Origin of the sequence: Clostridium sp. 1001283B150210_160208_E6, from assembly GCF_015669365.1 — a bacterium.
In the GTDB taxonomy this organism is placed as follows: Bacteria; Bacillota; Clostridia; order Clostridiales; family Clostridiaceae; genus Clostridium; species Clostridium paraputrificum.
Genome location: NZ_JADPAA010000006.1, coordinates 127,199 through 152,561, shown reverse-complemented (window position 1 = coordinate 152,561; position 25,363 = coordinate 127,199). Strand labels below are relative to the sequence as shown.

The window sequence follows — 25,363 nt, the reverse complement described above, 5'->3', positions numbered from 1 at the left end:
TTTTTATATTAACTTACTAATACGCTTTCTACAACCTCTGGAAACCATATTGCCAATTCCCTATTTGCACTTTCTACAGAATCAGATGCATGTACACAATTTTCTGATTTACTTGTAGCAAATGCCTTTCTAATAGTTCCCTCTTCTGCTTCATTAGGATTTGTTGCTCCATTGATTTTTCTAACGCTTTCTATAGCATTATCTCCTTCAACAATAAGAGCACACAAAGGACTTCTAGTTATAAACTTTATTAATCCTTCATAAAAAGGCTTTCCTTTATGTTCAGCATAATGCTTTTCTGCTAATTCTTCAGTTGCTCTTTCCATTTTTAAAGCAACAATCTTTAGCCCTGCCTTTTCATAATAACTAATTACCTCACCAATTATATCTTTCTCCACTGCATCTGGCTTAATTAAAACCAAACTCTTTTCTAACATTTTGAATTACCTCCTCATTTTCACAATACCCAAAGAAATTATATCTTGTTTTCTGAAAATTTGCAATATTTTTTGTATTTCGTTAATTTTATGTTGTATGATATAATCTTTCTAAATGAATAATTAAGATTTGGAGGATAATTTTATGATTAGATGCTTAATTATAGTTGAAGGAAGAGTACAAGGGGTAGGCTTTAGATACTTTGCTCAAAGTAATGCTATAAAATATGACCTAACTGGATTTGCAAGAAATTTAAATAATGGAATGGTTGAAATACAAGTTCAAGGCTTGGAAGAAAATATAGCTAAATTTCTATCTATCATAAAAGAAGGAAATAGATTTATTCGTGTTGATGATTACTCCCTTAAGAAAATAAGTTTGATAGAAGATGAGAATAAATTTAAAGTAAGTTATTAAATATCCATTTTTACTTTTATTACCTTTTCTTAGGTGATATAATAATATTATGGTAATCATAGAAAGGGGAATGCATATGAAAGAAGTTGTAGCTTTAACAAAGCTGGCAGAAGATGCTATAAAAAAGAATGAGTTGAAATTGGCTAAAGTTGCCCTTGTAAAAGCTATAAAACTTAACCCAACTTCAGCTCCATCTTATATGCTTTTAGGTAATGCCTACTATTTATTAGGGGACAAGCTTAATTCTATCAAGTGTTATCTAGCAGCTATACATATACAAATAAGTACTTTTACAAAAATGCAAACTGCTACCTTTTCTACTATGTTAAATATTAAGTTTAATAATGCCCCAGAAGAAATAAGAGAATTGCTACCTTGCAAAGAAGGTATGATTATATATGAGGACTCAAGTATCCCTAGTCATATAGCACATTCATTTTTTGATATAGATCCTGTTGATAAATTAGACCCTATAGTAAAAGAGTGTTCAAAGATATATAAAAAGCATTTGCTAACTAGAAAATCTATTAAAGAAATAACCTCAACTAGTAACATATGTTATGAAGATTATTTAAATTTTGATGAGAGTCATTATATAGTTTTAGGGAGAGAATTCTTAATAGACCACTTAGACTGGGATAATATTAATTCAAAAGAAGTTTTAAAATTATACTTTTCTAATAAAAATAAGCTAAGTTTATAATTACCTTTTGGTATTTATGAAATTGTACCTTTTGTTTCTTTTAAAAAAACCCCATGTATTAAATACTGGGGTTTTTTCATAGTCATTTTTATTCATTTTTAACTGCTTCACTATCAATAATCATTAAATTATTATCCTTAATCAACTCTATTAATAAATCTGCGTAAATAGCCTCTCCTTTAGAGTTCTTTTTAGTGCTATATCCTGCATCCTCTAAGGCTTGTGCTTGCTCAATATAGTTCTTCCCATCAAATAATCCATGTTTTCTATATCTACTATTTACATTTAAAAAGTTCCCAAGATCATTAACAGACTCTTCTAAGGAATCATATGCTCTAAAATTAGCTTTTATAGTATCATTGTAATTTTCTTTAGTTGAGAAAGTGGCTATTTTCCCATTCCACCCTGCACTTGCCTTTATCCCAAAATAATTATTATACTTAGCAGATAATTCAGATTTACCCCAGTTTGATTCTAAGATAGCTTGGCTAATAGTTACTGAAGGTAAAACTCCGCTTTTCTTATAATTATCTATACTTATTGATTTCATATTTTCTATCAACTTGTCCTTTTCTTTATCAGAGTCTCCCCTAATATTTCTCAAACTAACTTCACTTAAATTTTTCAAATTCTTTTCAGCCTTTTTTCTCTCTTTATCTGTAAAGTTTTGTCCTTCTATAACCTTCTCAAAATCCTTTATGTTATTATCCTCATCATAAAACCACTTACAAATTTCCTCTATCTTCTTTTTATTTATATTATTAAAATCTATGTTTTTAATGCCATCTATAGCAGCTACTTCTTTCCAGTTTAATTGCTTTCTCCATCCGCTAAAGCTATCTACATACTCTATATAATTATTTATACTTTCTGAAGATATAAATTCTTTCTTATTAGTAAGTATATATTTTAATCCTATAAAGAATGTAACTAACAAAATAAAAGCCAATACTCTTCTTATTAAAAACTTATACTTATTTCTATTTATTTTTCTTCTTTTGTATACTTTTCTTCTTCTTTTAACCATCTTACCACCTATTTATATATGTACTATTATTATACTAACATAGGTTTCTTATTTATTTCTTTATTATTTATTAATTTTCCTAAAGAACAAAAAGGTAGGGTGGATATTTATTTTGCTTGTTCCGTCGCTGCGCTCCAAGTCACATCAAGACAAATATCCACCCCACTCCTATTAAAGGTAAGGAAATTATAAAATTATTATCCTTGACTTTATATTTTATACTTTCCTAGATTTTCATTACGCCGGCAATGCCACTTCTTCTTTTAACTGTTGAAAATAATCTTCTGTTTCTTTTATAACCACTTTTCTTAGTCCAATTAATCCTATTAAATTAGGAAAAGCCATCATTCCATTAACTATATCTGCTATTATAAATATTAAATCTAATGATAAAAATGGTCCCACTGCTACAAGTGCTATAAATATTATTCTATATGGCAATATAGATTTAACACCTAATAAGTACTCAGCACATCTTTCACCATAGTAATTCCACCCTAAAATTGTTGTAAATGCAAAGAATATTAACCCTATATTTACAATATACTTACCTATTACAGCGAAAGGTAATCCAGCTTCAAAAGCTGCTGTTGTTAAAGCTGCTCCTTCTAAGGGACTTGAATATGCTCCAGTTAAAACTATTGCAAGACCAGTCATAGTACATATAACTATAGTATCAAAGAAAGTACCTGTCATTGATATTAACCCTTGTCTAACTGGGGACTTAGTTTTAGCTGCTGCTGCTGCAATAGGTGCACTTCCAAGACCTGCTTCATTTGAAAATACTCCTCTACCTACCCCTCTTTGTAATGCTATTTGAACTGTTATACCTGCTGCTCCCCCTAATGCTGCTTGAGGATTAAATGCACTTCTTATAATAATTGATAATGCTTCTGGTATAGCGCTATAATTACAAATTAATACTAATACTGCTCCTAATATATATATTCCAGCCATAAAAGGAACAACCTTTTCTGATACCCTAGATATTCTTTTTATTCCACCTAAAGTAACTAATGCTACTAATACTGTAACTATTACAGCTGTAAGTATTAAAGGAACTTTAAATGTTATTGATGCTGCGTCAGAAATTGATTTTACTTGTCCAAATGTTCCAATACCAAAAAAAGCAACACCAATTCCTAAAACTGCAAATATCTTTGCTAACCATTTTAGCCCTAGTCCATTTTGTATATAATACATTGGACCTCCTGCCATATTACCATTTTCATCCACTTCTCTATATTTAATAGCTAATACTCCTTCAGCATATTTAGTTGCCATACCAAAGAAAGCTGCTATCCACATCCAAAATAAAGCCCCTGGGCCTCCTGCTTTTACAGCTGTAGCTACACCTACAATATTACCTGTACCTATTGTAGCTGATAATGCTGTACATAAAGCACCAAAGCTTGATACATCCCCTTCTGCCCCTTCATCATTTTCTTCTTCATCTTTTCCAAATACGTATTTTAAAGCTAGTGGTAATTTGAATATTTGAAGTAGCCTTAACCTTAAGGTTAAATATACCCCTGTACCTACTAGTAAAATTAATAATGGTGGCCCCCATATGAAGTCACTAATGTTTTGTAATAAGTCTTTTAATTGCATAAAAAAATCCTCCCTAAATTATAATTTACTGGAGGAGATTATGATAAATTGCATCACAAAAAAACATGATACAATCTCATATCCCCTGTCCTTTTACCTGAGAGTTTCAGCTATTTTAGCCTTGCTCCTTCGGTGCTCTTCTAGAGTCTCTCCAGAGGCTCGTCCAATAGCGGTCCTATAACCTGAAAGATTTTCCCTCTTCGGTGGACAAAATAAATTTGTCGCTCTCCCACTATCTTCATCCGAACTTTAATATTTTATTTTATGAAATTATTATATATTAATTTGCCATATGTTGCAAGTATATAAAACACATTTGTCCTTTCATCATAGACTGCATCAAAAAATAAACGCTACTTAAAAAAGTAGCGTTTTGTTTATTACTTATAAAGTCTATTTATAGCACTGAATACAGCTTTCATTGAAGCAGTTGTAATATTAGAATCTACACCAACACCAAAGGTTTCTTCTCCATTATCAATTCTCTTCATATTTACATAAGCTGCAGCCTTCGCTTCTGACCCTTCTCCCATTGAATGCTCTGCATAATCTAAAATACTTGTGTTTATTAATTCAGATTTAATCAAGGCTTTTTTCAATGAATCTATTGGTCCATTTCCAACAGAAGTAAACTCTTTTTCTACCCCCTTATATAAGAACCTAACAGTTACATTGGAATTAGAATCCTCTTCTGACACAGAACATTTAATTAATTTGAAAGGCTCCTCTCTATTTAAGTATTCCTCTTCAAATTTTTGCATTATTACTTGTGGAGCCACTTCTCCTCTTTCTTCTGATATTTTTTGAATTACATCAGCAAATTCTTTATGCATCTTCTTTGGCATCTTATATCCAAAGTATCTATCCATAACAAAGGCTATTCCACCCTTACCAGATTGACTATTAATCCTTACTAAAGCTTCATATTCTCTACCTAAATCACTTGGATCAATTGGAAGATAAGGCACCTCCCAATATTGTCCCTCTCTTTCCCTATACTTTGCCATCCCCTTATTAATAGCATCTTGATGTGATCCTGAGAAAGCCGTGAAAACTAGTTCTCCTGCATATGGATGCCTTATATGAACTGGTATTTTGCAACATCTTTCATATACATCTATAACTTCTTGAATATTATTTAATTCTAGGCTAGGATCCACCCCTTGAGAATACATGTTAAGCGCAATATTAACTATATCAACGTTACCTGTTCTTTCACCATTCCCAAATAAAGTACCTTCAACCCTATCAGCCCCCGCTAACAAAGCTAATTCAGCAGCAGCTACGCCAGTTCCTCTATCATTATGAGGATGCACACTTACTATTACACGTTCCCTATCCTTAAAATGAGTACACATCCATTCTATTTGATCTGCAAAAACATTTGGAGTATCCATTTCAACTGTAGATGGTAAATTAATTATAACTTTTTTATCTTTTGATGCTTCCCATACATCACAAACAGCTTCACAAACATCTAATGCATATTCTACCTCTGTTCCTGTAAAACTCTCTGGAGAATATTCTAGAATAACTTCCCCATTAAACTCTTTAACATATTCTTTTACTAACTTTGTTCCCTCTACAGCTATATTTTTTATCTCCTCTTTACTCATATTAAACACAACATCTCTTTGAAGTATAGACGTTGAATTATAAATATGAACAACAGCCTTTTTCACCCCTTCTAAGGCTTCAAAAGTTCTTTTAATTAAGTGAGGTCTTGCTTGTGTTAACACTTGTACAACAACATCATCTGGAATTAAATTATTATTAACAAGTGTCCTTAAAAAATCAAATTCTATTTGTGATGCAGAAGGAAAACCTATTTCAATTTCCTTAAACCCCAATTTAGTTAATAGGTTAAACATTTCAACCTTTTCATCTACTGTCATAGGACTTATCAAAGCCTGATTACCATCTCTTAAATCTACAGAACACCATATAGGTGCCTTTGTAACCTCTTTATTCGGCCAAGTTCTTTCCTTAAAATTAATAGTTTTAAATCTCTTATATTTGTTTACATTTAACATGTTTTAAGCCCCCTTTATTAATACTTATTGCTTTTATAAAACCTATATAAAATCACAGCGATTCTATTACCCCTTTAAGCTTTAAAATCACAATAATTATTTTCTCTACTGAACTAACCCCATCTAAAATTTCACCTCTCATATAATATTAAAACCGCGTAAATTACTCCTTATTGGAGCGATTTACGCGGTACCATCCAAAATTATACTTACTTAAAATAACGGTAGATATACCGATAAGATTTAAATTAAACCTTACAACTCATGAGCAAGTTCAAAAGTTATTCCTACGAGTTTCCCAGCAAAGCACTCGCTCTCTAAAAAGAATCTTTCCTTTCTACTACTCTCAATCAACGTTTTTCTTATTATTAACTTATTTGTAATATTACTATATTATTGATTATATGTCAATATTTCCATTTGTTTCTTATTAATGTATTTATTTTTCTAGCTCTTTTACTATGGTATAATAGCTTATGAAGTACTAATGAAAATTATTCAATGAAAAGGGTGAACTATATGATAAAGTTAATTGCAACAGATATGGATGGAACATTATTAGATGAACACGGGAAGCTACCATCTAACTTTTTTGAAGTATTAGAAAAACTAAATGATAAAAATGTTAAATTTGTAGTAGCTAGCGGAAGACCTTACCCTACTTTATATGATAACTTCAAGCCTTATTCAGATCACATTTATTACATTTGTGACAATGGTGCTTATGTAGTCGAAGATGAAGGTAAGTCTTGCATAGATATCATAAAGAAAGACTCTGTAACAGCCATTATAAAAGCTTGTGAAGATATAGAAAACATAGAGTTAATTTTATGTGGTACAAAAGGTGCATATCATAAACCATGTAGTGATGATTTCTTAAAAGAAATTGATAAATACTATATAAAAAAGCATGTAATAGAAGACTTATATTCTATTGATGATGATATTTTTAAAATTACACTTTGTGACCTTTCAGGAGCTGCCAATAATTCAAATAAAGTTTTAAATCCTCTATTTGGAGATGAATTTATGGTTGTAGTTGCCGGTGAAATATGGCTTGATATTATGAATAAGAATGTTAATAAAGGAGCTGCCTTAGAAAAAATTCAAAAGGATGAAAATATTTCTTATGAAGAAACTATGGTTTTTGGCGACTTCTACAATGATATAGAAATGCTTGGTAAAGCTAAATTTAGTTTTGTTATGGAAAATGCAAATGAAGATATGAAACAATATGGTAACTATATAGCAAAGAGTAACAGAAATTATGGAGTAATTAAAGCAATTGAAGAATATGTATTAAAATAAGCCTAGTAATCCTAGGCTTATTTTTTTAAACTATTCTATTTCTAACTTCTCCTCTATAAAAAGCATGTATATTTTCTATTAAATCCTTAAATAATCTTTCTCTAGCTTCAATACTAGCCCATGCAATATGTGGAGTTAGTACTAATCTATCCTTATTTTTAACCTTTAAAAATGGGTTATCTGCTGGCATAGGTTCTACCATAAATACATCTAAAGCTGCACCAGCTATAAGCTCTTCATCAATAGCTTTAGCCAAGTCTTCATCAACTACTATAGGTCCTCTTCCCATATTAATCAGTACAGCATCCTTCTTCATTTTGCTTATATTTTCATAATTAAATAAGCTTTGAGTATTCTCATTTAAAGGAGCATGAATTGATATAATATCACATTCTCTTAATAACTCATCTAGTTCTACTCTTCTATAATCTGAACTGTTGTTTTTTCCTGATGTTGAATAGTATACCACTTCACAACCAAAGGCATCTGCAATATGAGCCACCTTTCTTCCTATAGCTCCTAATCCTACTATGCCCCATCTCTTGCCTTCTATATCATTGTAAGGCTTATCTAAGTTAGTAAATAATCCTGATGATGAGTAAGCTCCACTCTTAACGAAATTATCATAATAAGAAATCTTGTCATATAAATGCAATAATGTTGCAAATGTATGCTGAGCTACAGTTGGTGTAGAATATCCTGCAACATTAGTTACTGCAATATTTCTCTCCTTAGCATACTCTATATCAATATTATTAAATCCTGTAGCCATCTCACAAATTAATTCTAATTTACTTGCATCTTTTAAGTTTTCTCTATTTAATACAACTTTATTGGTTAGTACTATTGCTGCATCCTTTACTCTGTCAGCTACTTCATCAGCATTTGTTTTATCAAAGTATACCAATTCACCAAATTCTTTTAACTTATCAAAGTCAACATTTCCTAAAGTGATTCCATCTAAAACAACTATTTTTTTCATGTCTATCCCTCCTTAAATCCTAATCATAATTTTATCACATTCCTCCATACTTTACATAATCGTTTTCTTGTAATAATATGATATTAGCTTAAAAGAGAGGAGATTTTCTATGTTTATTATTTGTTATAATATGCCTTTAAATAAAGTAGATGAAAAAATAGAAGTACTACAAATAAACGAAATCTATAACGCATTTTATGAAAGTCCATTAGAAATAACTACTGATGAAAATGGGTATGGATATATAGAAAAGGAAGATGAATTAACCTCATTAAAAGTTGCCTTTGATGGACCAGAGGAAGACTTAGAAAGTTTTAAAAACGAGGTTTCTAATTTAATTAATGAAACACCTATTAATGTATATGAAGAAAACTATGACTATGATGATTTTTCTTTACCTGCTATAGATATAGATGATAACTGGGTCCTTGCTTCTCCTGATGAAGAAATAGAAGGTAAAAATAAAATAAACTTTATTTCTCAAGGAGCTTTTGGTACTGGTCTACATGAAACTACTCAAGATCTTCTTAGAGTAATTCTTTCAAAGGACTTTTCTAATAAAAGAGTATTAGATATAGGAACTGGATCAGGTATACTATCCATTGCAACAGCAATTAAAGGAGCTAGTGAAGTAGTTGCTTTAGACATTAGGGATGTAAAAGATGAAGTGGAACTAAATGCTTCTTTAAATAACCTAAATAACATAAAGGTCTTTGTTGGAGATGCTCTTTCTAAGGAAGTTAACATTGAGGGTAAATTTGATTGGATATATATAAACATTGGTGGAGAAGAAACTCATATGTTTATGGACTTTATTAAGTCTCATTTAAAGGACAATGGAACCCTTCTTGTTTCTGGTTTAGTTGAGTGGAGTTTTGATAACATCAAGTCTATGGTAGAGTCTAATGGATTTAATATGATAGAAAAGCATCAAAGCAACGAATGGGTAACAGCTATTTTCAACTAAAAAAGGTGGGATAGATATTTATTTTGCTTGTTCCGTCGCAAGCTCCAAGTCACAGAAAAATATTAAAATTTTATAACTTGTCTATACATAATAAAAACTAATGGTGAAGGATAAACTTTATCCTTCACCATTTTCACTATTCATTATCAGCTTGTCTATTTTTCTTCTTCTTTTTATTATTAACTTTTTTTCCGCTTCTTTCTTCAAGCCTTCTTCTTCTTTCTTCTAATTCCCTTTGCTTCTCAGCTTCAATTCTTGCATCTTGTTTATCCATTTGCTTTACAATTGCAAAACACATAAAATAAAGAGCTACAAATAATATTGCTGCACTAATACCAGATATTATTATCGCATCTTTTACTGGAGTCCCCATTAAATTCTTATAAGTAACTGAAGTAGCAAAAATTAAGAAGGCTACAATACCACTATATTTCACTGCATTAAGTTTACTTAACCTAATATCTGTAACAAATTTTCTAACTAATTTAACCATTCCCCCACCTCATTAATTAAAAGTATAGTTATTAAATTATTATATCATATTATGTATACAATTTCATTAATGTAGGATAAAAAAGATAATAGAGAGTAACCTAGCAAATTAAAATTTTCTACGACTACAAAAATAAAGACTAGAATCCTAACTATATTCTAGCCTTTAACATAATAGATTATTTTCTTTACTTAACACTTCAGCTCTTAATCTAAGTAACTCTTTTAACTCTTCTATATCTTCTAGTGTAGCTTTATTTCTTATAAAACACCTTGCACTAGTTCTATTTTTTAAATAATTTGCATGCTCTCTATTTTTTTCTCTCCATCTTTTATCTGCCTTCCTTTGCGCTTCACTTGTTTTTCTATTGTCTCTCATTTAACTCCTCCTAAGTTTAGTATATCTGAATAAAATACATTTTTTTGTTACTTTGTTACTTTTTTATAAAACAATTATTATATACCTTTAAAACTCGGTCAACACCATTTATATATTTTTTACAATTCTTTCACAACTTAGATAACTTAACAGCATCTACAAAAAATCTATGCAAAACTCTATAAATAAATATAAATGAATAGAGATGCAACCAATAAGATTACATCTCTATTACAAAGCTTATAAATATAATAAGGGAAACTGCAAGGGAAAAATTTAACCTATTCCCTTCAAACCCTTGAAATCTCTTTTTGCGAGATAAGCCATAAGCGGGGTTCTGTCTTAAGCAATCATCTATCTAGGCTTACTGTTGCCAGCAAGCTCAAGCGACACACCCAGAGGCGGGGCGGGCAACCCCTTAAATGCCTCTCTATTCGGTCTTGCTCCAGGTGGGGTTTACATAGCCGTGATGTCTCCACCACGCTGGTGAGCTCTTACCTCGCCTTTCCACCCTTACCTATAAAAATAGGCGGTATCTCTCTGTTGCACTTTCCTTCAAGTCACCTTGACTGGACGTTATCCAGCACCCTGCCCTACGGAGCCCCGACTTTCCTCTCCTAGTTCAAAGACTAGCAGCGATTGCACGTCTCACTCGCAAGGACTATAATATCATACTCCTTATATTTTTACAAGCTGAACTTTTTTACAATTAGGGAACAAATATAAATAATAGCACTAAAAGAATTATTACAATTAGACCATATAATCCAACTCCACAAAGAAGTAATGTAGCCAAAAGTCCACATAATATAATAAACTTAAAAGGGCTACAAAAATAAAATATTGGCCAGCTTCTCCATCCTCTAGAACTTCTATTCATTCCACTTTGAAAATTTTCCCTAATATTTTTAAAAGCCTTTTTAAAATCTTTCTGTGTACTAATAATAGTTCCTCCTCAAAATTGATGAGTTCTACTATTTATATATGTTTATAACTTAAAAAAATACTTATTTTATACATATTCATAAGGGTCTTTACTGCATTTAGAGTGAATGAATTCAATAGTACTAAATTTCTCTTCTATCTTTTTCATTACCTTTAAAAATACTATCCATTCTGTAGGAAAATGTCCTGGGTCTATAATTGAAACTCCCATTTCTTTATAATCAGAAGCAAAATGATATGAAGTATCACCAGTTATTATGCAATCTGCTCCCATTCCTATAGCCTTTCCAAAGAAGTCTTGACCACTTCCATTTATTATAGCTATATTTTTCACTTTTTCTTTTCCTACTACAACCCTTAAACTGCTTATTCCAAGCTTCTCTTTAACTATATTTATAAGATTATTTAATTCTATTTCACTATCTAAGTAAACAACTCTACCTAAGCCACATTCCTCAAATCCCTTAACCTTGGAGGACTCAATAAGTTTCCCATGAGAAAAACCTAATACCTTAACAATTTCCTCATTTATCCCATCCTTAGTTGAATCTAAATTAGTATGACTTGAATATAAAGATATATCATTCTTTATAAATTCTATTATCTTCCATCCCTGAAGATCATCATTTACAATTCTACTTGGTTTTCTAAATATTAATGGATGATGAGTTATAATAAGGTCTACCCCTTCCCTTTTTCCCTCTTCAACAACATCTTTAGTACAATCTAAAGCTAACAGAACTTTTTTCACTTCCTTATCCTTAGATCCAACCATAAGTCCCACATTATCAAAGTCTTCTTTTAAGAATATTGGTGCTAACTTTTCCATTTCTTTTGATATATCTTTTACTGTTATGGTCATTTATTTCACCTCTTCAATAAATCTTTTTATTTCATTCAATTTATCTTGGACTTCTTTTTTTCTTCTTATTGCACTTTCACTATCTTCTTTTATAAAGCTTAATATTCTATTATATTTTTCTTCTTTTTCTTTTAGATACCCTATCATTAAAGGGTGCTTATCTTTTAATAGTATAGGTGAAAACTCATAATATATAGGGTCTAACTTCATATTTTCCTTACTTTTTTTCCTTACTTTAAATAGTTCATAGTAAATTCCCTCATCAAAACATAAATCCTCTTCTAAAACTTCATATCCGTTGTTATACAAGTATTCTCTAAGAACTTCTGGGTTTTGAGCTGGTTGTAATATTAAAAATTTATAAAAAGGTAACTTCTTTTTATCATGCTCTAGTATATCCCTAATTAAGTTTCCTCCCATACCTGCAATTACAACACCTTCTACCTCTTTTATATCAACTGTTTGTAATCCTCCCCCTAGCCTAACATCTATTTTCTTCGATAATCCTTCTATAGCTACATTTAATTGTGCTTTTTTAACAGGATCCTTATTTATATCAGATGCTATAGCCTTATTACAAAGCCCTTTTTTCACTGCATATATTGGGATGTATCCATGATCTGTACCAACATCTATAATACTTTCACATTTATCTATATGATTTGCTATAAACTCTAATCTTTTACTAATGTCCATGTTAAACCTCTTTCTAATAGAATATAAGTATATTTTACCCTAGGTATTAAAAAACATCTGTTTTTCAACAGATGTTTTTTTAGTATATATTAATCTAAATAATCCTTAAGCTTTTTGCTTCTTGATGGATGTCTAAGTTTTCTTAAAGCCTTAGCTTCTATCTGTCTTATTCTTTCTCTTGTTACATTAAACTCTTTACCTACTTCTTCAAGAGTTCTTGCTCTACCATCATCAAGACCAAATCTTAATCTTAATACTTTTTCTTCTCTTGGAGTTAAAGTATCTAGAACATTTATTAATTGTTCTTTTAGCATAGTAAATGCTGCAGCTTCTGCTGGTGCTGGAGCTTCATCATCAGGAATAAAATCACCTAAATGGCTATCTTCTTCTTCACCGATTGGAGTTTCTAAAGAAACTGGCTCTTGTGCTATTTTTTGAATTTCTCTTACTTTTTCAACTGGTAAATCCATAACCTTTGAAATTTCTTCTGGGAATGGATCTCTTCCTAACTCTTGAAGTAATTGTCTTTGTACTCTTATAAGCTTATTTATAGTTTCAACCATATGAACTGGTATTCTAATTGTTCTTGCTTGGTCTGCTATAGCTCTTGTAATCGCCTGTCTTATCCACCATGTAGCATATGTAGAGAATTTGAACCCTTTTCTATAATCAAACTTTTCAACAGCTTTAATAAGTCCTAAGTTACCTTCTTGAATAAGGTCTAGGAATAGCATACCTCTACCAACATATCTCTTAGCTATACTTACAACAAGTCTTAAGTTAGCTTCAGCTAACTTCTTCTTAGCATATTGATCCCCTTGTTCAATTCTTAAAGCAAGTTCTATTTCTTCTTCTGAAGATAATAGTGGCACCTTACCTATTTCTTTTAAGTACATTCTAACAGGGTCATCAATAGCAATACCTTCTGGTATTGAAAGATCTACTTCTTCTTCAACCTCTTCAGCACCATTAATATCACCTATTACTTCTATTCCCATAGATTCAAGTACCTCATAAATCTTTTCTATTTGTTCTGGTCCTAAATCTATGTTCTCTATGTCATCCATAATTTCTTTATAAGTTAATGAACCATTCTTCTTACCTTTTTCTATTAAATTCTTAACAATGGCCATCTTGTTATTTCTATCTTTTTTATCATTACCAGTCTTTTTGCTTTTTGCTTTAGTTTCTTCTGCCATTTCTTTCTTACCTCCTTTCGCCATGACCAATAACCCCTTTCTCCCTCTTAAGCTCCTCATTTAATTTGTTGAGCTCTATTGCGAGTTTTATTGATTCTTCAATCCTTCCCTTTTGTTCCAAGTCTTTTTGCTCCTTTTTTAAACATTCAATTTTTGAAGTTAATTTAAATGTTTTTATCCTATTTATATAATCTCTAATTAGCTTTCTCTCATCACTAGCTTCTAATACCCTAAGTTCCTTAATTTTCACAAACTCTTTAGATGATTCAACATCATCACAACCACTTTCTACATATGCTAATAAATTTTCAGCACCTTCTTCTTTCCCTTTAGAAATTAAAGAGAAGATTTTTTTATGAGCCCCTAGGTTAAAATCATCACTAGAAATTTGTTTTTCAATTTCTTCATAATAACCTTCCTTAAACATAAGTTTTATAAGACTTCTTTCAGCTTTTAAATAAGCAGGCTCTACATATAATTTTGTTCCAATTTCTTCCTTTTTATTCATAAAAGGCTCTTCTTTTCTGTTTTGTGCCATAGATAACAAATCATAGAGTGATTGTTCCTTCAATCCAGTGTCCTCAGATATCCTTTTTATATAAACATCCTTTTCAACTGGATTCAAATCTGCTAGTATTTCTGTAACTCTCTCCCCATATTTAATTAAAGATTGTTCATTTTTAAAATCAATTCCCTCTTCTGCCCTTTTTAGACGATAGCCTATTAATGGTGTTGCAGAATTAATCAATTTTAAGAAAGCCTCTTTCCCATTTGATCTAATAAATTCATCAGGATCCTTACCCTGTGGTATTGTAAGTACTCTAACATCAAAGCCTGCATCTCTTAAAATTTCTAACCCTCTAAGAGTTGCTGTTTGACCTGCAACATCAGCATCATATGAAATAATTACTTTGTCTGCATATCTCTTTAATAACCTTGCCTGATTAGTAGTCAATGCTGTTCCAAGTGATGCAACTACGTTAGTAATCCCATACTGATGTAGTGAAATACAATCCATATACCCTTCTACTATGATGAAGTATCTATCCTCCATCCTCTCTTTAATAGCAAAATTTAATCCATATAGATTAGTACCCTTTTGGAAAACTAAAGTTTCTGGTGAGTTTAAATACTTTGGTTTAGAATCATCTAAAACTCTACCACCAAAGCCAATTACCCTTCCCTTGATATCAAAAACCGGGAACATAACTCTATTTCTAAATCTATCATAAAAGGTACCTTTCTTTTCGCTTTTAAGAACTAATCCAGCTTCTTGCAAAGCATCTTCTTTTAAGCCCATTCTCCTTAAATGATAAATTAAGCTATTCCAGCTATCTTTAGAATACCCTAATCCAAATTTTCTTATAGTGGATTCTTTTATTCCTCTATTTAAGAAATATTCTTTTGCTTTCTTATCTTGAGATAAGTTTTTAAAAAAGAATCTCCCTGCTTCAATATTTGCTTTGTAAAGCACTTCCTTCTTTTTTGTTATTTTGCTAGGCTCTCCATCACCTAAATCTAAAGGTATATTTACCTTTTCAGCCAAATACTTTGCTGCTTCTAAAAAGTTTAGGTTTTTTTGTTTCATGACAAAAGTAAAAACATTTCCTGCCTCTCCACATGAAAAACATTTATATATTTGCTTATCTTGCGAAACTGAAAAAGATGGAGAATGGTCATTGTGAAATGGGCAAAGCCCCATATAATTACGTCCTGACCTCTTTAACCTAACAGTTTCTGAAATTATATCTACTATGTCATTTTCTTGTTTGATTCTTTCAATTAATTCTTCTGATATACGCAAGGAAGCTTTCCCCCTCCTTACAAAATTTTTTTCAACAATTTATATATTATTCGACACATTGCTTACTATTCCTTCTGATTTTAAAATTATTTTCTAACTTTTTGACTTACTTATCTTTCCTTAAATCTCAAAAAATATACTCCACTTTAATATATTACCAATTTAGGGACAAATATTTTATTAAACTGACTAAGACAATAATCATCGCTCATCCCAGCAATATAATCTGCTACCCCTCTTTTAGGCCCCTCACATTCTGCAATATTTCTATACAACTCTGGCATTTCTTCTATATGTTTCATATAATGATTTATTAATTCATTTAGAATAAACTTCGCCTTACTTCTCTCTTCTTTAAGTTCCTCAGATAAATATATATTCTTAAACATAAATGCCCTAAGCTCTCTCATAGCTTCTTCAATTTCTTTACTTAATCCAACTGAGTTAATTCCTTCTTCCAAATTCTTATTTGATGTATTAATAAAATCTAACACCAAGGTTTCAATTCTTTCAGAATGAGTTTTTCCAAGGGTTTTAAGTAATTCTTTTGGGATATCATTTTCCCACAACAAACCAGCTCTTATAGAGTCATCTATATCATGATTTATATATGCTATCTTATCACTTACCTGAACAACTCTTCCCTCCAAGGTTAATGCCCCTTTATCATCAGATGCACTTCTTAAGCCACTATGATGTAGTATACCATCTATAACCTCTTTAGTAAGGTTTAATCCCTTACCTTCATTCTCTAATTTTGTTACTACTCTTACACTTTGCTCATTGTGTCTAAATCCATTTGGCAAAAACTCATTTAAAACTTCTTCCCCATTATGGGCAAATGCTACATGACCTAAATCATGACCTAATGCAATAGCTTCTATTAAGGTTTCATTCAATCTAATTCCAACCCCTATAGTTCTAGCAATCTGAGCCACCTCTAATGTATGGGTCAATCTTGTTCTATAATGATCTCCGAAGGTTTTTATATAAACTTGAGTCTTATGCTTTAAACGTCTAAATGATTTACAATGAATAATTCTATCGCGGTCCACCATAAAACATGTTCTAACAACATCATCGCTCTCAACTTTTTCGCGACCTAATGATTTATCAGAGAAAGTTGCTTTATCAATAAATGTCAACCTTTCAAAAGTCTCGATTTTTTCCCTTATGTCCATATAAAATCACCTCCTATATATCATTCTATATTTATCTCTTAAATCCTTTATTTATTACCTGTAAATATTATTTCTTATAAGTTTTAATAATATCCAGTATTTTTATATTTTAAAAAAATATCATTAGTATATTTATAAAATCCAATTAATATGATAATAATGAGTAATTTTTAAAGGAGTGTCTCAATGAGTGATTTTGCAACCAACTTAGATGAATCTATTTTTTCAAATAGTAATATAGCTCAAAATATACTTCCATATTATGATCTTGGATATGCTGATGTAAATATGGTTAAGTTTAAAGATACAGAAAAACAAAGAGCAGTTTATAAGGTAGACGGAAAGCATGATAGTTATTGTTTAAAGAAAGTATATTTTGCAGAGGACGAGCTACTTTATGTATATTCCGCTTTAGAATGGTTACATAGGCATAACATTAATGTTCCTAATCTTTTACCTACAGTTAATAAGGGAAGATTTGTAAGATATGATGGTATGCTATTTATCCTAACTCCTTGGATTAATGGTGTGAAATGTGATTTTGATAATTTGAATCATGTCATTTCTTCAGCTGTTAAACTTGCTGAAATGCACAAGTCATCATTTGATTTTACACCAATTAAAGGAAGTGCTAACAGAATAGGATTTGATAACATTTATGTATCTACAGCAAAACATTTTGAACAATTATTACAAACATCTAATTTAGCATTTCAATATAAAGACAAGTTTTCTAGGGAGTTCTTAGAAAAATTTGATAAAAATTTAGAGCTTGCAAAGCTCTCCTTAGAAGTTTCATCTTTAATAGATGAAAAAGAACTAAGCAGATCACTATGTCATGGTGATTATGTTAATAAGAATATAATATTTGAAGAAGATGATTCTATTTGGATTATTGATTTTGATAAATGTAAGTATGATTATTGTGCTCATGATTTATCATACTTTTTAAGAAGGCTCTTAAAAAGAGATAATACAAAATGGGATTTAGAGCTAGCAACCTCTATTATAAAGGCTTATAATTCCCATAACCACCTATCTCCATCGGATTTAAAGTATATTGTTTCATATATATGCTTTCCACAAAAGTACTGGAAAATATCTAGAGATTATTATAAAAATATAAAAAAATGCAATAAAAACTCATTCTTCACATTATTACTTAAATCAAGTTCTAAAATTGATCATCATCTTGAATTCACCATGTCTATTATAAATAAAATGCAAGAAGCAGATTGGAATGCAGATAAATTAATATAATTTCCTAAATAATAAATAAGAGGATGATCAAATCATCCTCTTATATTTTTAATATCTTATTATCTTGGATTTTTAACTTGTGCTTGAGCTGCAGCTAATCTAGCTAATGGTACTCTAAATGGTGAACATGAAACATAGTTTAATCCAACATTATGGCAGAATTCTACTGATGATGGATCTCCACCATGTTCTCCACAGATTCCAAGCTTAATATCAGGTCTTGTTGCTCTACCCTTTTCAGCAGCTATCTTAACTAATTGACCTACACCTGTTTGGTCTAACTTAGCAAATGGATCTTGTTCATAGATTTTCTTATCATAGTAAGAACCTAAGAACTTAGCAGCATCGTCTCTTGAGAATCCAAATGTCATTTGAGTTAAATCATTTGTACCAAATGAGAAGAAATCTGCTTCCTTAGCTATTTCATCAGCTGTTAAAGCTGCTCTTGGAATTTCTATCATTGTACCAACATGGTAATCAATCTTAATTCCTCTTTCCTCCATAACAGCTTCTGCAGTCTTAACAACTACATCCTTAACATATTTTAATTCCTTAATTTCTCCAACTAATGGAATCATTATTTCTGGAACTATATCATAACCTTTATTTGCCTTAACATCTAAAGCAGCTTCAATTACAGCTCTTGTTTGCATTTCAGCAATTTCAGGATAAGATACTGCTAATCTACATCCTCTATGACCCATCATTGGGTTGAATTCGTGTAAATCTTCAACAGTAGCCTTTAACTCTTCAAAAGTTAATCCCATTTCCTTTGATAATTCAGCAATTTCTTCATCACTGTGAGGAACGAATTCATGTAGTGGTGGATCTAAGAATCTAATTGTTGCTGGCATTCCTTCTAATGCTTCATAGATTTCAGTGAAATCTTGTCTTTGCATTGGAAGAATCTTATCTAATGCCTTTCTTCTTTGTTCTTCGTTCTTTGCAACTATCATTTCTCTAACAGCCATAATTCTATCTTCAGCGAAGAACATATGCTCTGTTCTACATAAACCAATACCTTCTGCTCCAAATTCAACAGCTTGTACAGTATCTCTTGGAGTATCTGCATTAGTTCTAACCTTTAACTTTCTAATTTCATCTGCCCATCCCATAAATGTAGCAAAATGTCCAGTTATTTCAGGTGAAACAGTCTTAACAGCTTGAGCATAGATATTACCAGTAGAACCATCTATTGAAATATAATCATCTACTCCGTAAGTCTTATCTCCTATTGTAACAGTCTTAGCTTTTTCATCAACTTTAATTTCTCCACATCCTGCTACACAGCAAGTTCCCATACCTCTAGCAACAACTGCAGCGTGAGAAGTCATACCACCTCTTACAGTTAATATACCTTCTGCAGCAATCATACCTTCAATATCTTCTGGAGAAGTTTCAAGTCTAACTAAAACAACCTTTTCTCCCTTTTCAGCTCTTTCCTTAGATTCATCTGCAGTAAATGCTATCTTACCACAAGCTGCTCCTGGAGAAGCTGGAAGTCCTTTAGCAACTACATCTGCCTTCTTTAATTCTTCAACATCAAATGCTGGGTGAAGTAATGTATCTAATTGTTTTGGTTCAACCTTTAATATAGCTTCTTCCTTAGTTAAAGTACCATCTTCAACTAAATCAACAGCTATCTTTAAAGCAGCTTGAGCTGTTCTCTTACCATTTCTAGTTTGTAAGAAATATAATGTTCCTTCTTCAATTGTTATTTCCATATCTTGCATATCTTTATAGTGAGCTTCTAGTGTAGCAATTATATCTGTTAATTGCTTATAAATTGCTGGATCTTGCTCTTCTAATTGAGATATTGGTTGAGGTGTTCTAATTCCTGCAACAACGTCTTCACCTTGTGCATTCATTAAGTACTCACCATATATTTTATTTTCACCAGTAGCAGGGTTTCTTGAGAATATAACACCTGTTCCTGAAGTTTCTCCCTTATTACCAAATACCATTTGTTGAACGTTAACTGCTGTTCCCCAATCACCAGGTATATCATTTAATCTTCTATATACTATAGCTCTTGGATTGTCCCATGACCTAAATACAGCAGTAATTGATTCAATTAATTGAACCTTTGGATCTTGTGGGAATTCTTCTCCCTTTTCTTTCTTATATAACTCTTTGAATTGACCAACTAACTCTTTTAAATCATCTGCATTTAAATCTGTATCTAATTTTACCCCTCTTGCTTCTTTCATAGCTTCTAACTTATCTTCAAATAGTCTCTTTTCAATACCCATAACAACATCAGAGAACATTTGAATAAATCTTCTGTATGAATCATAAGCAAATCTTGGATTATTAGTTTTATTAGCTACAACCTCTACAGCTGAGTCATTTAATCCTAAGTTTAATATTGTATCCATCATACCTGGCATAGATACTCTTGCACCAGATCTAACTGATACTAATAGCGGATCCTCTTCACTACCGAATTCTTTTCCGGCTACCTTCTCTAATTCCTTAATACTTGCATAAATTTGTTCCATTACCTCTGATGAAATAACCTTTCCATCTTCGTAATATTTGTTACAAGCTTCAGTTGTAACAGTAAATCCTGTTGGAACTGGAATTCCTAGTGTAGTCATTTCTGCTAAATTAGCTCCCTTACCCCCTAGTAAGTTCTTCATTGATGCATTTCCTTCACTAAAAAGGTAAACGTACTTTTTCTCCATCTCAATACTCCTCCGTTCAATACAATTTATCTATATACTAACGGAACCTTAAATGGCCCGATAGTTGCTTATTTATTTATTCGCTCTTACCCATTTGAACGAATAATCTGGTAATATTAGTTTTTGATACTTTACCTATAATTTTGTATTGTTCTTTACCCTGCTCTACTCTAACCTTTTCAACTATTGGTATGCTGTCTATTTCATGTTCTATTATTTTTTTTGCCATATCATATGCACTATCTTCTGATGCTCCACAAACGATATTAGGCATTCTTGTCATAATTACCCCTACAGGTACCTTATGTATATCAGTACCTCCAATTGCAATCTTTAAAAAGTCTTTTCTCGACACTGCACCTACAAGGTATCCATTATTTTCTACAAATACTGTGCCTATATCATTTAAGAATAGGTATACGATTGCATCATACACCATCATAGCCTCATTAACTGTAGATGGTTTTGACATAATCTGACCTGCTTTTATATTACTTATGTAATCTAATAACAGACTACTCTTAGGCTTATCTGAATAAATATATCCTACCTTTGGCCTAGCGTCCAATATTCCTATCATAGTTAAAATTGCAAGATCTGCTCTTAATGCTGCTCTTGTAACTCCTAACTTTTCAGCTAAAGCTTCACTTGTAATAGGCTGTCCTTCTTTTACAAGCTTGATTATTTCCTCTTGCCTATCTGACAACTTCATTACAATCCCTCTTTCTGATTTAAAGGAATATATAGAGTCTTTTATGTCGACTTTTTATTTACAGTATAATTATACCACGTAATTATAGTTTGACTATACTTAATTTTCAGAAAAATCACATAAATTATTCTAATATTCCTTATTTATCATTTATTTTTTTAAAATATATCTTATTTTCTATATTTTTCTAATTATTTTTCTTCCTTTTCCTCGTCAAAATTAACTGTATAACTATAAACAGTTTCATCATCTTTATATACATTTTCCTTATAACGAGCATTATCGGAAGCATCTTCTTTAACTTCTTTTATCTTAGTTTTGATTTGATCTGCAAATACTAAGGCCTTACCCTTAACTTCATTTGCAGCCTTTGCCACATATTTATTTACAACCTCTACAGAACCATCAACCTTAGTAATTTCTATAGTTAACTTAGTTGCTACTGCTGCAATTACCCCAAAAGCAAGAATTGGAGGAATTATTACTGCTATAACTGTGGCTGCTATGCCTGCATTTACAGGAACATCAACTAATATAGTTTCATCCTTTTTCACTTTAATTCTTGAAACATTTCCCTTTTTTATAGTTTCCTTTAACCATACCTTAAAGTCTTCTATTGTCTCACTATTATTTTCTTTGTAGGCATTATCTTCTGGATTTTTCATATTTGAATTTTCATTTTGACCTTCTATATAAATTATAGCTTCTAATACATCTCCGCCACAAATTTCTAAAGCTTCTTTTGCTTCTTTATAAGTACTTCCAGTTCTCTCTTTTACTTGATCAACCTTTTCTAATGAAATTTCCATATTATTCTCACTCCTTAATATAATTTAACATCTCTAAACTTTTAGGTTTCTTAGCATAACTAGAAGAAATAATAAAAGTGGTCACCTTTTCCATTTCCTTTTTTATCTCATCTGTAAGATTTAATCTATAAACTTTATCTGATGAAACATTGGATAAATATTTAAGAGCATTATATGCCCCTTTAGATATGTACAACCCATGTGTTTTGTTACACTCTTCACAAACCCCTCCAAAATAGGAAAGACTTATATAATTAGATACTGCTAACTTCTTCTTACATATGCTACAACTTTCTAGATTTAATCCATATCCAGTTGCCTTTAAAAGTTTTAATTCAAAAGCTCTTATTAGAAGTTCATAATCTAAAGCATCTGTATTTAATAAATACAAAGTAGTTATAAACTCTTTAAATAGAGGTTGATTTACTTCTCCTTCTAATACAGCAATATCTATTAGTTCACATATATATGATGAATATGTCAATTTATCTAGATTATTCATTAAACCTTGAAAAGAATTGATTATTTTCCCCTCTTGTAAATTATACAGTGTTTTCCCCTTAAATACCATATATTCACAGTAACATAAAGGTAGAGTCACAGAAAAAAGTTTGTTCTTACTTTTTTTTGCACCTCTAGCCACTGTTGTAATCTTCCCATAGTTATCAGTATATAACCAAACTAGTTTATCATTTTCTTTATAATCTAGGGCCTTTATTACTACCCCATTACACTTAACAAGTGACAGAATAACCATCCCCTAATAATCTATTTTACTTTTTTATATCCTAATTCCTTTAGTAAGTTTTGATTGTCTCTCCACTCTTTTCTTACTTTAACCCATATTTTTATATTTACCTTGGTATGCAAGAATCTTTCTAACTCATATCTAGCCGTTTCTCCAATTCTCTTTAAGGACTGACCGTTTTTTCCTATTATTATTCCTTTGTGAGAATCCTTTTCACATATTAAATCTACTTCTATATGATAAGTACCATTTTCACTTTGTTTCATTTGAATAACATCTACAGCTATACCATGAGGAACTTCATCCCTTAAACATCTTAAAGCTTTTTCTCTTACAATTTCAGATACTACAAATCTTTCTTGAACATCTGTTATCATATCCTCTGGATAATACATAGGTCCTTCTGGTAACTCATTAACCATAAGTTCTAATAATGTATCAACATTTTTTCCCTTAAGAGCTGATATAGGTACTATCTCTTTAAAGTTAAATTCCTTTGATAAATCCATCAGTGATTTAGCTACTCTATCTTGAGTAGATTCATCCACCTTATTTAATACAAGAAAAACAGGTGCTTTACTATTTTTTAGAGACTCTAGTATAAACTTATCACCTCTACCTATTTCATCATCAGGATTAGTTAAAAATAGTACTAAATCTACATCCTTCATTGAATCCTTTGCTGAATTTACCATATACTCACCTAACTTATGCTTAGGCTTATGTATTCCTGGTGTATCAACGAATACAATTTGATACTCCTTAGTTGTTAATATGGTTTGAATATTATTTCTTGTTGTTTGTGGTTTATTAGAAACTATTGATAACTTTTCCCCCATTAAATAATTCATTAAAGTTGACTTTCCAACATTGGGTCTCCCTACAATAGTTACAAATCCTGATTTAAACATTCTTCCTCCTATTTCTCCAAGTCCTTCTTAGTAAAAGTACCTGGCATAACTTCATCTAAAGTTGTTTCTAAAACTTCATTTTCATTTTTTATTATATAAATTTTCATATCTCCACTTTCTGCAAACTCAGTTATTACTTGCCTACAGATTCCACAAGGATATGTAAATGCTTTAACATCTCCTATTAATGCTAATTCTTTTAACTTTCTATTTCCATTTGCAACCCCACTAAATATAGCTGTTCTTTCAGCACAGTTAGTTGCTCCAAAAGATGCATTTTCAACATTGCATCCTACATATATATTTCCATCTTCAAATAAAGCTGCTGCTCCCACCTTAAAATTAGAATATGGACAGTATGCATTCTCTCTTGCTTCTATAGCTTTTAATATTAACTCTTTATTCACTTTATTTCCTCCAAGATACACAATAATTTTATATACTCATATTATGTGTATTTTTCATTATATCATTATAATTATAATTTGAATATGGTAAAAATCAATAAGGTTATAAGCATACCAAATATAGCTCCCACAATAACTTCAGATAATGTATGAACCTCAGAATCCACCCTACTTTGTGCTGTAATAAAGGCCATTAAATAGCTTAACATTATACATGTTGGTTCTTCAGTAATTAAAGCTATTGCTGTAGCTATAGAAAAGGCTAACGCACTATGTCCACTAGGCATTCCTCCTTTAAGAGGAGTTCCTTCTCCAAATATAGCTTTTACTATTATAGTTGCAAAGCTCACTATAACTAAGACAATAAATATTGTGTATGGCTCATTGTTTTTAACTTTATGTATTACCTCATAAGATATATTAGATAGTTTATCCCAAAAGATAACATAACCCACCACTATAGCATTTATGGCAGTTATTAACACAGCCCCTGCTGCTGCATTTTTAGCTATCTTAGCTAATGGATGATAATAATTAGTAGTCATATCAATAGCTGCTTCTATAGCGGTATTTATTAGTTCAGCAGCAATTACTATAGCCACAGTTATTGCAATTATCAAAAATTCTATCTTAGATATATCAAAACAAAAACAAGCTATTAAAACCCCTATAGCAGCTACAAGATGTATTTTCATATTTCTTTGAGTTCTAACTGTATCAATAATACCATTTATGGCATGATTGAAGCTATCTACTACTTTTTTTAACTTCACTTTTCATCATCA

24 protein-coding genes, 1 other RNA gene, 1 riboswitch and 1 other annotated feature are annotated in these 25,363 nt (G+C 31.0%); of the genes, 5 read left to right on the top strand and 20 right to left on the bottom strand.

Annotated elements, in window-relative coordinates; all coding sequences use genetic code 11:
• Positions 1-8: 8 nt before the first annotated feature.
• Positions 9-437 (bottom strand): nucleoside-diphosphate kinase, encoded by a 429-nt coding sequence (gene ndk / locus I4V16_RS08805; protein ID WP_195541997.1) that lies wholly within the window; start codon positions 435-437, stop codon positions 9-11.
• Between the two features lie 145 nt (positions 438-582).
• On the opposite strand from ndk, the gene I4V16_RS08800 reads away from it, so the two are divergent.
• Both I4V16_RS08800 and I4V16_RS08795 read left to right on the top strand, forming a co-directional pair.
• Positions 583-855 carry an acylphosphatase gene (locus I4V16_RS08800; protein WP_111937109.1) on the top strand — a complete coding sequence of 91 codons (273 nt, stop codon included), beginning with the start codon at positions 583-585 and terminating at the stop codon, positions 853-855.
• 76 nt (positions 856-931) lie between these two features.
• Positions 932-1,558 carry a tetratricopeptide repeat protein gene (locus I4V16_RS08795; protein WP_161954361.1) on the top strand — a complete coding sequence of 209 codons (627 nt, stop codon included), beginning with the start codon at positions 932-934 and terminating at the stop codon, positions 1,556-1,558.
• A gap of 88 nt (positions 1,559-1,646) precedes the next feature.
• Here I4V16_RS08795 and I4V16_RS08790 read toward each other — a convergent pair whose 3' ends face one another.
• The 3 genes from I4V16_RS08790 to leuA all read right to left on the bottom strand — a co-directional run bounded on the left by I4V16_RS08790 (position 1,647) and on the right by leuA (position 6,229).
• On the bottom strand, positions 1,647-2,585 hold the full coding sequence (locus I4V16_RS08790; RefSeq protein WP_111937107.1) for a glucosaminidase domain-containing protein: 939 nt from the start codon (positions 2,583-2,585) through the stop codon (positions 1,647-1,649).
• 237 nt (positions 2,586-2,822) lie between these two features.
• Entirely contained in the window at positions 2,823-4,196 is a 1,374-nt protein-coding gene (locus tag I4V16_RS08785; RefSeq protein ID WP_049177201.1) for a sodium:alanine symporter family protein, read from the bottom strand.
• A 75-nt stretch (positions 4,197-4,271) separates the two neighbouring features.
• A riboswitch (glycine riboswitch) is annotated at positions 4,272-4,361 on the bottom strand.
• Between the two features lie 215 nt (positions 4,362-4,576).
• Positions 4,577-6,229 (bottom strand): 2-isopropylmalate synthase, encoded by a 1,653-nt coding sequence (leuA, locus tag I4V16_RS08780; protein WP_049177202.1) that lies wholly within the window; start codon positions 6,227-6,229, stop codon positions 4,577-4,579.
• 171 nt (positions 6,230-6,400) lie between these two features.
• Positions 6,401-6,592: a binding site (T-box leader), on the bottom strand.
• Positions 6,593-6,748: 156 nt separating this feature from the next.
• Here leuA and I4V16_RS08775 point away from each other — a divergent pair.
• Positions 6,749-7,537: an HAD family hydrolase gene (locus tag I4V16_RS08775; protein WP_049177203.1), complete on the top strand. Its 789-nt coding sequence runs from the start codon at positions 6,749-6,751 to the stop codon at positions 7,535-7,537.
• A 25-nt stretch (positions 7,538-7,562) separates the two neighbouring features.
• Here the strand turns inward: I4V16_RS08775 and I4V16_RS08770 are convergent, their stop codons facing one another.
• Positions 7,563-8,519, bottom strand: coding sequence for a D-2-hydroxyacid dehydrogenase (locus I4V16_RS08770; protein WP_195618097.1), 957 nt, complete (start codon positions 8,517-8,519; stop codon positions 7,563-7,565).
• A gap of 109 nt (positions 8,520-8,628) precedes the next feature.
• On the opposite strand from I4V16_RS08770, the gene I4V16_RS08765 reads away from it, so the two are divergent.
• Positions 8,629-9,486: a 50S ribosomal protein L11 methyltransferase gene (locus I4V16_RS08765; protein WP_195618099.1), complete on the top strand. Its 858-nt coding sequence runs from the start codon at positions 8,629-8,631 to the stop codon at positions 9,484-9,486.
• Between the two features lie 136 nt (positions 9,487-9,622).
• Here I4V16_RS08765 and I4V16_RS08760 read toward each other — a convergent pair whose 3' ends face one another.
• The 8 genes from I4V16_RS08760 to I4V16_RS08725 form a co-directional block, all read right to left on the bottom strand.
• A complete protein-coding gene (locus I4V16_RS08760) occupies positions 9,623-9,979 on the bottom strand; it encodes a hypothetical protein (protein WP_049177207.1) in 357 nt (118 codons plus the stop codon).
• A gap of 165 nt (positions 9,980-10,144) precedes the next feature.
• Entirely contained in the window at positions 10,145-10,357 is a 213-nt protein-coding gene (locus tag I4V16_RS08755; protein WP_049177208.1) for a hypothetical protein, read from the bottom strand.
• Positions 10,358-10,667: 310 nt separating this feature from the next.
• Positions 10,668-11,012, bottom strand: an RNA gene (gene rnpB / locus I4V16_RS08750) — RNase P RNA component class A.
• A gap of 357 nt (positions 11,013-11,369) precedes the next feature.
• Positions 11,370-12,164: a Nif3-like dinuclear metal center hexameric protein gene (locus tag I4V16_RS08745; RefSeq protein WP_195966634.1), complete on the bottom strand. Its 795-nt coding sequence runs from the start codon at positions 12,162-12,164 to the stop codon at positions 11,370-11,372.
• Positions 12,165-12,860 (bottom strand): class I SAM-dependent methyltransferase, encoded by a 696-nt coding sequence (locus I4V16_RS08740; protein WP_195572240.1) that lies wholly within the window; start codon positions 12,858-12,860, stop codon positions 12,165-12,167.
• Between the two features lie 89 nt (positions 12,861-12,949).
• Positions 12,950-14,083 (bottom strand): RNA polymerase sigma factor RpoD, encoded by a 1,134-nt coding sequence (gene rpoD / locus I4V16_RS08735; RefSeq protein WP_049177211.1) that lies wholly within the window; start codon positions 14,081-14,083, stop codon positions 12,950-12,952.
• Complete coding sequence (gene dnaG, locus I4V16_RS08730; protein WP_049177212.1) at positions 14,067-15,863, bottom strand: DNA primase; 1,797 nt, start codon at positions 15,861-15,863, stop codon at positions 14,067-14,069. Before dnaG ends, rpoD begins: the two co-directional genes overlap by 17 nt.
• Before the next feature lie 146 nt (positions 15,864-16,009).
• A complete protein-coding gene (locus I4V16_RS08725; protein WP_049177214.1) occupies positions 16,010-17,044 on the bottom strand; it encodes a deoxyguanosinetriphosphate triphosphohydrolase in 1,035 nt (344 codons plus the stop codon).
• A gap of 186 nt (positions 17,045-17,230) precedes the next feature.
• Here I4V16_RS08725 and I4V16_RS08720 point away from each other — a divergent pair, with 186 nt between their 5' ends.
• On the top strand, positions 17,231-18,304 hold the full coding sequence (locus I4V16_RS08720) for a CotS family spore coat protein (protein ID WP_049177215.1): 1,074 nt from the start codon (positions 17,231-17,233) through the stop codon (positions 18,302-18,304).
• A 59-nt stretch (positions 18,305-18,363) separates the two neighbouring features.
• Here I4V16_RS08720 and ppdK read toward each other — a convergent pair whose 3' ends face one another.
• From ppdK to I4V16_RS08685, 7 genes are all read right to left on the bottom strand, one after another.
• Positions 18,364-20,991, bottom strand: a complete 2,628-nt coding sequence (gene ppdK, locus I4V16_RS08715; protein ID WP_049177216.1) for a pyruvate, phosphate dikinase — start codon at positions 20,989-20,991, stop codon at positions 18,364-18,366.
• 76 nt (positions 20,992-21,067) lie between these two features.
• The gene (locus I4V16_RS08710; RefSeq protein ID WP_049177217.1) at positions 21,068-21,703 is read right to left on the bottom strand and encodes a helix-turn-helix transcriptional regulator; all 636 of its coding nucleotides are present in this window, start codon (positions 21,701-21,703) and stop codon (positions 21,068-21,070) included.
• Positions 21,704-21,894: 191 nt separating this feature from the next.
• Complete coding sequence (locus I4V16_RS08705; RefSeq protein WP_049177219.1) at positions 21,895-22,512, bottom strand: DUF4342 domain-containing protein; 618 nt, start codon at positions 22,510-22,512, stop codon at positions 21,895-21,897.
• 7 nt (positions 22,513-22,519) lie between these two features.
• On the bottom strand, positions 22,520-23,269 hold the full coding sequence (gene recO, locus I4V16_RS08700; protein ID WP_049177220.1) for a DNA repair protein RecO: 750 nt from the start codon (positions 23,267-23,269) through the stop codon (positions 22,520-22,522).
• Positions 23,270-23,280: 11 nt separating this feature from the next.
• On the bottom strand, positions 23,281-24,171 hold the full coding sequence (gene era, locus I4V16_RS08695) for a GTPase Era (protein WP_049177221.1): 891 nt from the start codon (positions 24,169-24,171) through the stop codon (positions 23,281-23,283).
• An 8-nt stretch (positions 24,172-24,179) separates the two neighbouring features.
• A complete protein-coding gene (locus tag I4V16_RS08690; protein WP_049177222.1) occupies positions 24,180-24,578 on the bottom strand; it encodes a cytidine deaminase in 399 nt (132 codons plus the stop codon).
• Between the two features lie 71 nt (positions 24,579-24,649).
• Positions 24,650-25,351 carry a diacylglycerol kinase gene (locus I4V16_RS08685; protein WP_049177223.1) on the bottom strand — a complete coding sequence of 234 codons (702 nt, stop codon included), beginning with the start codon at positions 25,349-25,351 and terminating at the stop codon, positions 24,650-24,652.
• Between the last annotated feature and the right edge of the window lie 12 nt (positions 25,352-25,363).

Excerpts from the sequence above, each read along its gene's own strand:
- I4V16_RS08760 (WP_049177207.1), bottom strand. The coding sequence starts at position 9,979 with ATGGTTAAATTAGTTAGAAAATTTGTTACAGATATTAGGTTAAGTAAA.
- I4V16_RS08710 (WP_049177217.1), bottom strand. The coding sequence starts at position 21,703 with ATGAAGTTGTCAGATAGGCAAGAGGAAATAATCAAGCTTGTAAAAGAA.
- I4V16_RS08775 (WP_049177203.1), top strand. The coding sequence starts at position 6,749 with ATGATAAAGTTAATTGCAACAGATATGGATGGAACATTATTAGATGAA.
- I4V16_RS08790 (WP_111937107.1), bottom strand. The coding sequence starts at position 2,585 with ATGGTTAAAAGAAGAAGAAAAGTATACAAAAGAAGAAAAATAAATAGA.
- I4V16_RS08745 (WP_195966634.1), bottom strand. The coding sequence starts at position 12,164 with ATGACCATAACAGTAAAAGATATATCAAAAGAAATGGAAAAGTTAGCA.
- ndk (WP_195541997.1), bottom strand. The coding sequence starts at position 437 with ATGTTAGAAAAGAGTTTGGTTTTAATTAAGCCAGATGCAGTGGAGAAA.
- I4V16_RS08705 (WP_049177219.1), bottom strand. The coding sequence starts at position 22,512 with ATGGAAATTTCATTAGAAAAGGTTGATCAAGTAAAAGAGAGAACTGGA.
- rpoD (WP_049177211.1), bottom strand. The coding sequence starts at position 14,083 with ATGGCGAAAGGAGGTAAGAAAGAAATGGCAGAAGAAACTAAAGCAAAA.
- I4V16_RS08795 (WP_161954361.1), top strand. The coding sequence starts at position 932 with ATGAAAGAAGTTGTAGCTTTAACAAAGCTGGCAGAAGATGCTATAAAA.
- I4V16_RS08720 (WP_049177215.1), top strand. The coding sequence starts at position 17,231 with ATGAGTGATTTTGCAACCAACTTAGATGAATCTATTTTTTCAAATAGT.
- I4V16_RS08755 (WP_049177208.1), bottom strand. The coding sequence starts at position 10,357 with ATGAGAGACAATAGAAAAACAAGTGAAGCGCAAAGGAAGGCAGATAAA.
- I4V16_RS08800 (WP_111937109.1), top strand. The coding sequence starts at position 583 with ATGATTAGATGCTTAATTATAGTTGAAGGAAGAGTACAAGGGGTAGGC.
- ppdK (WP_049177216.1), bottom strand. The coding sequence starts at position 20,991 with ATGGAGAAAAAGTACGTTTACCTTTTTAGTGAAGGAAATGCATCAATG.
- recO (WP_049177220.1), bottom strand. The coding sequence starts at position 23,269 with ATGGTTATTCTGTCACTTGTTAAGTGTAATGGGGTAGTAATAAAGGCC.
- I4V16_RS08740 (WP_195572240.1), bottom strand. The coding sequence starts at position 12,860 with ATGGACATTAGTAAAAGATTAGAGTTTATAGCAAATCATATAGATAAA.
- era (WP_049177221.1), bottom strand. The coding sequence starts at position 24,171 with ATGTTTAAATCAGGATTTGTAACTATTGTAGGGAGACCCAATGTTGGA.
- I4V16_RS08785 (WP_049177201.1), bottom strand. The coding sequence starts at position 4,196 with ATGCAATTAAAAGACTTATTACAAAACATTAGTGACTTCATATGGGGG.
- I4V16_RS08725 (WP_049177214.1), bottom strand. The coding sequence starts at position 17,044 with ATGGACATAAGGGAAAAAATCGAGACTTTTGAAAGGTTGACATTTATT.
- leuA (WP_049177202.1), bottom strand. The coding sequence starts at position 6,229 with ATGTTAAATGTAAACAAATATAAGAGATTTAAAACTATTAATTTTAAG.
- I4V16_RS08770 (WP_195618097.1), bottom strand. The coding sequence starts at position 8,519 with ATGAAAAAAATAGTTGTTTTAGATGGAATCACTTTAGGAAATGTTGAC.
- I4V16_RS08765 (WP_195618099.1), top strand. The coding sequence starts at position 8,629 with ATGTTTATTATTTGTTATAATATGCCTTTAAATAAAGTAGATGAAAAA.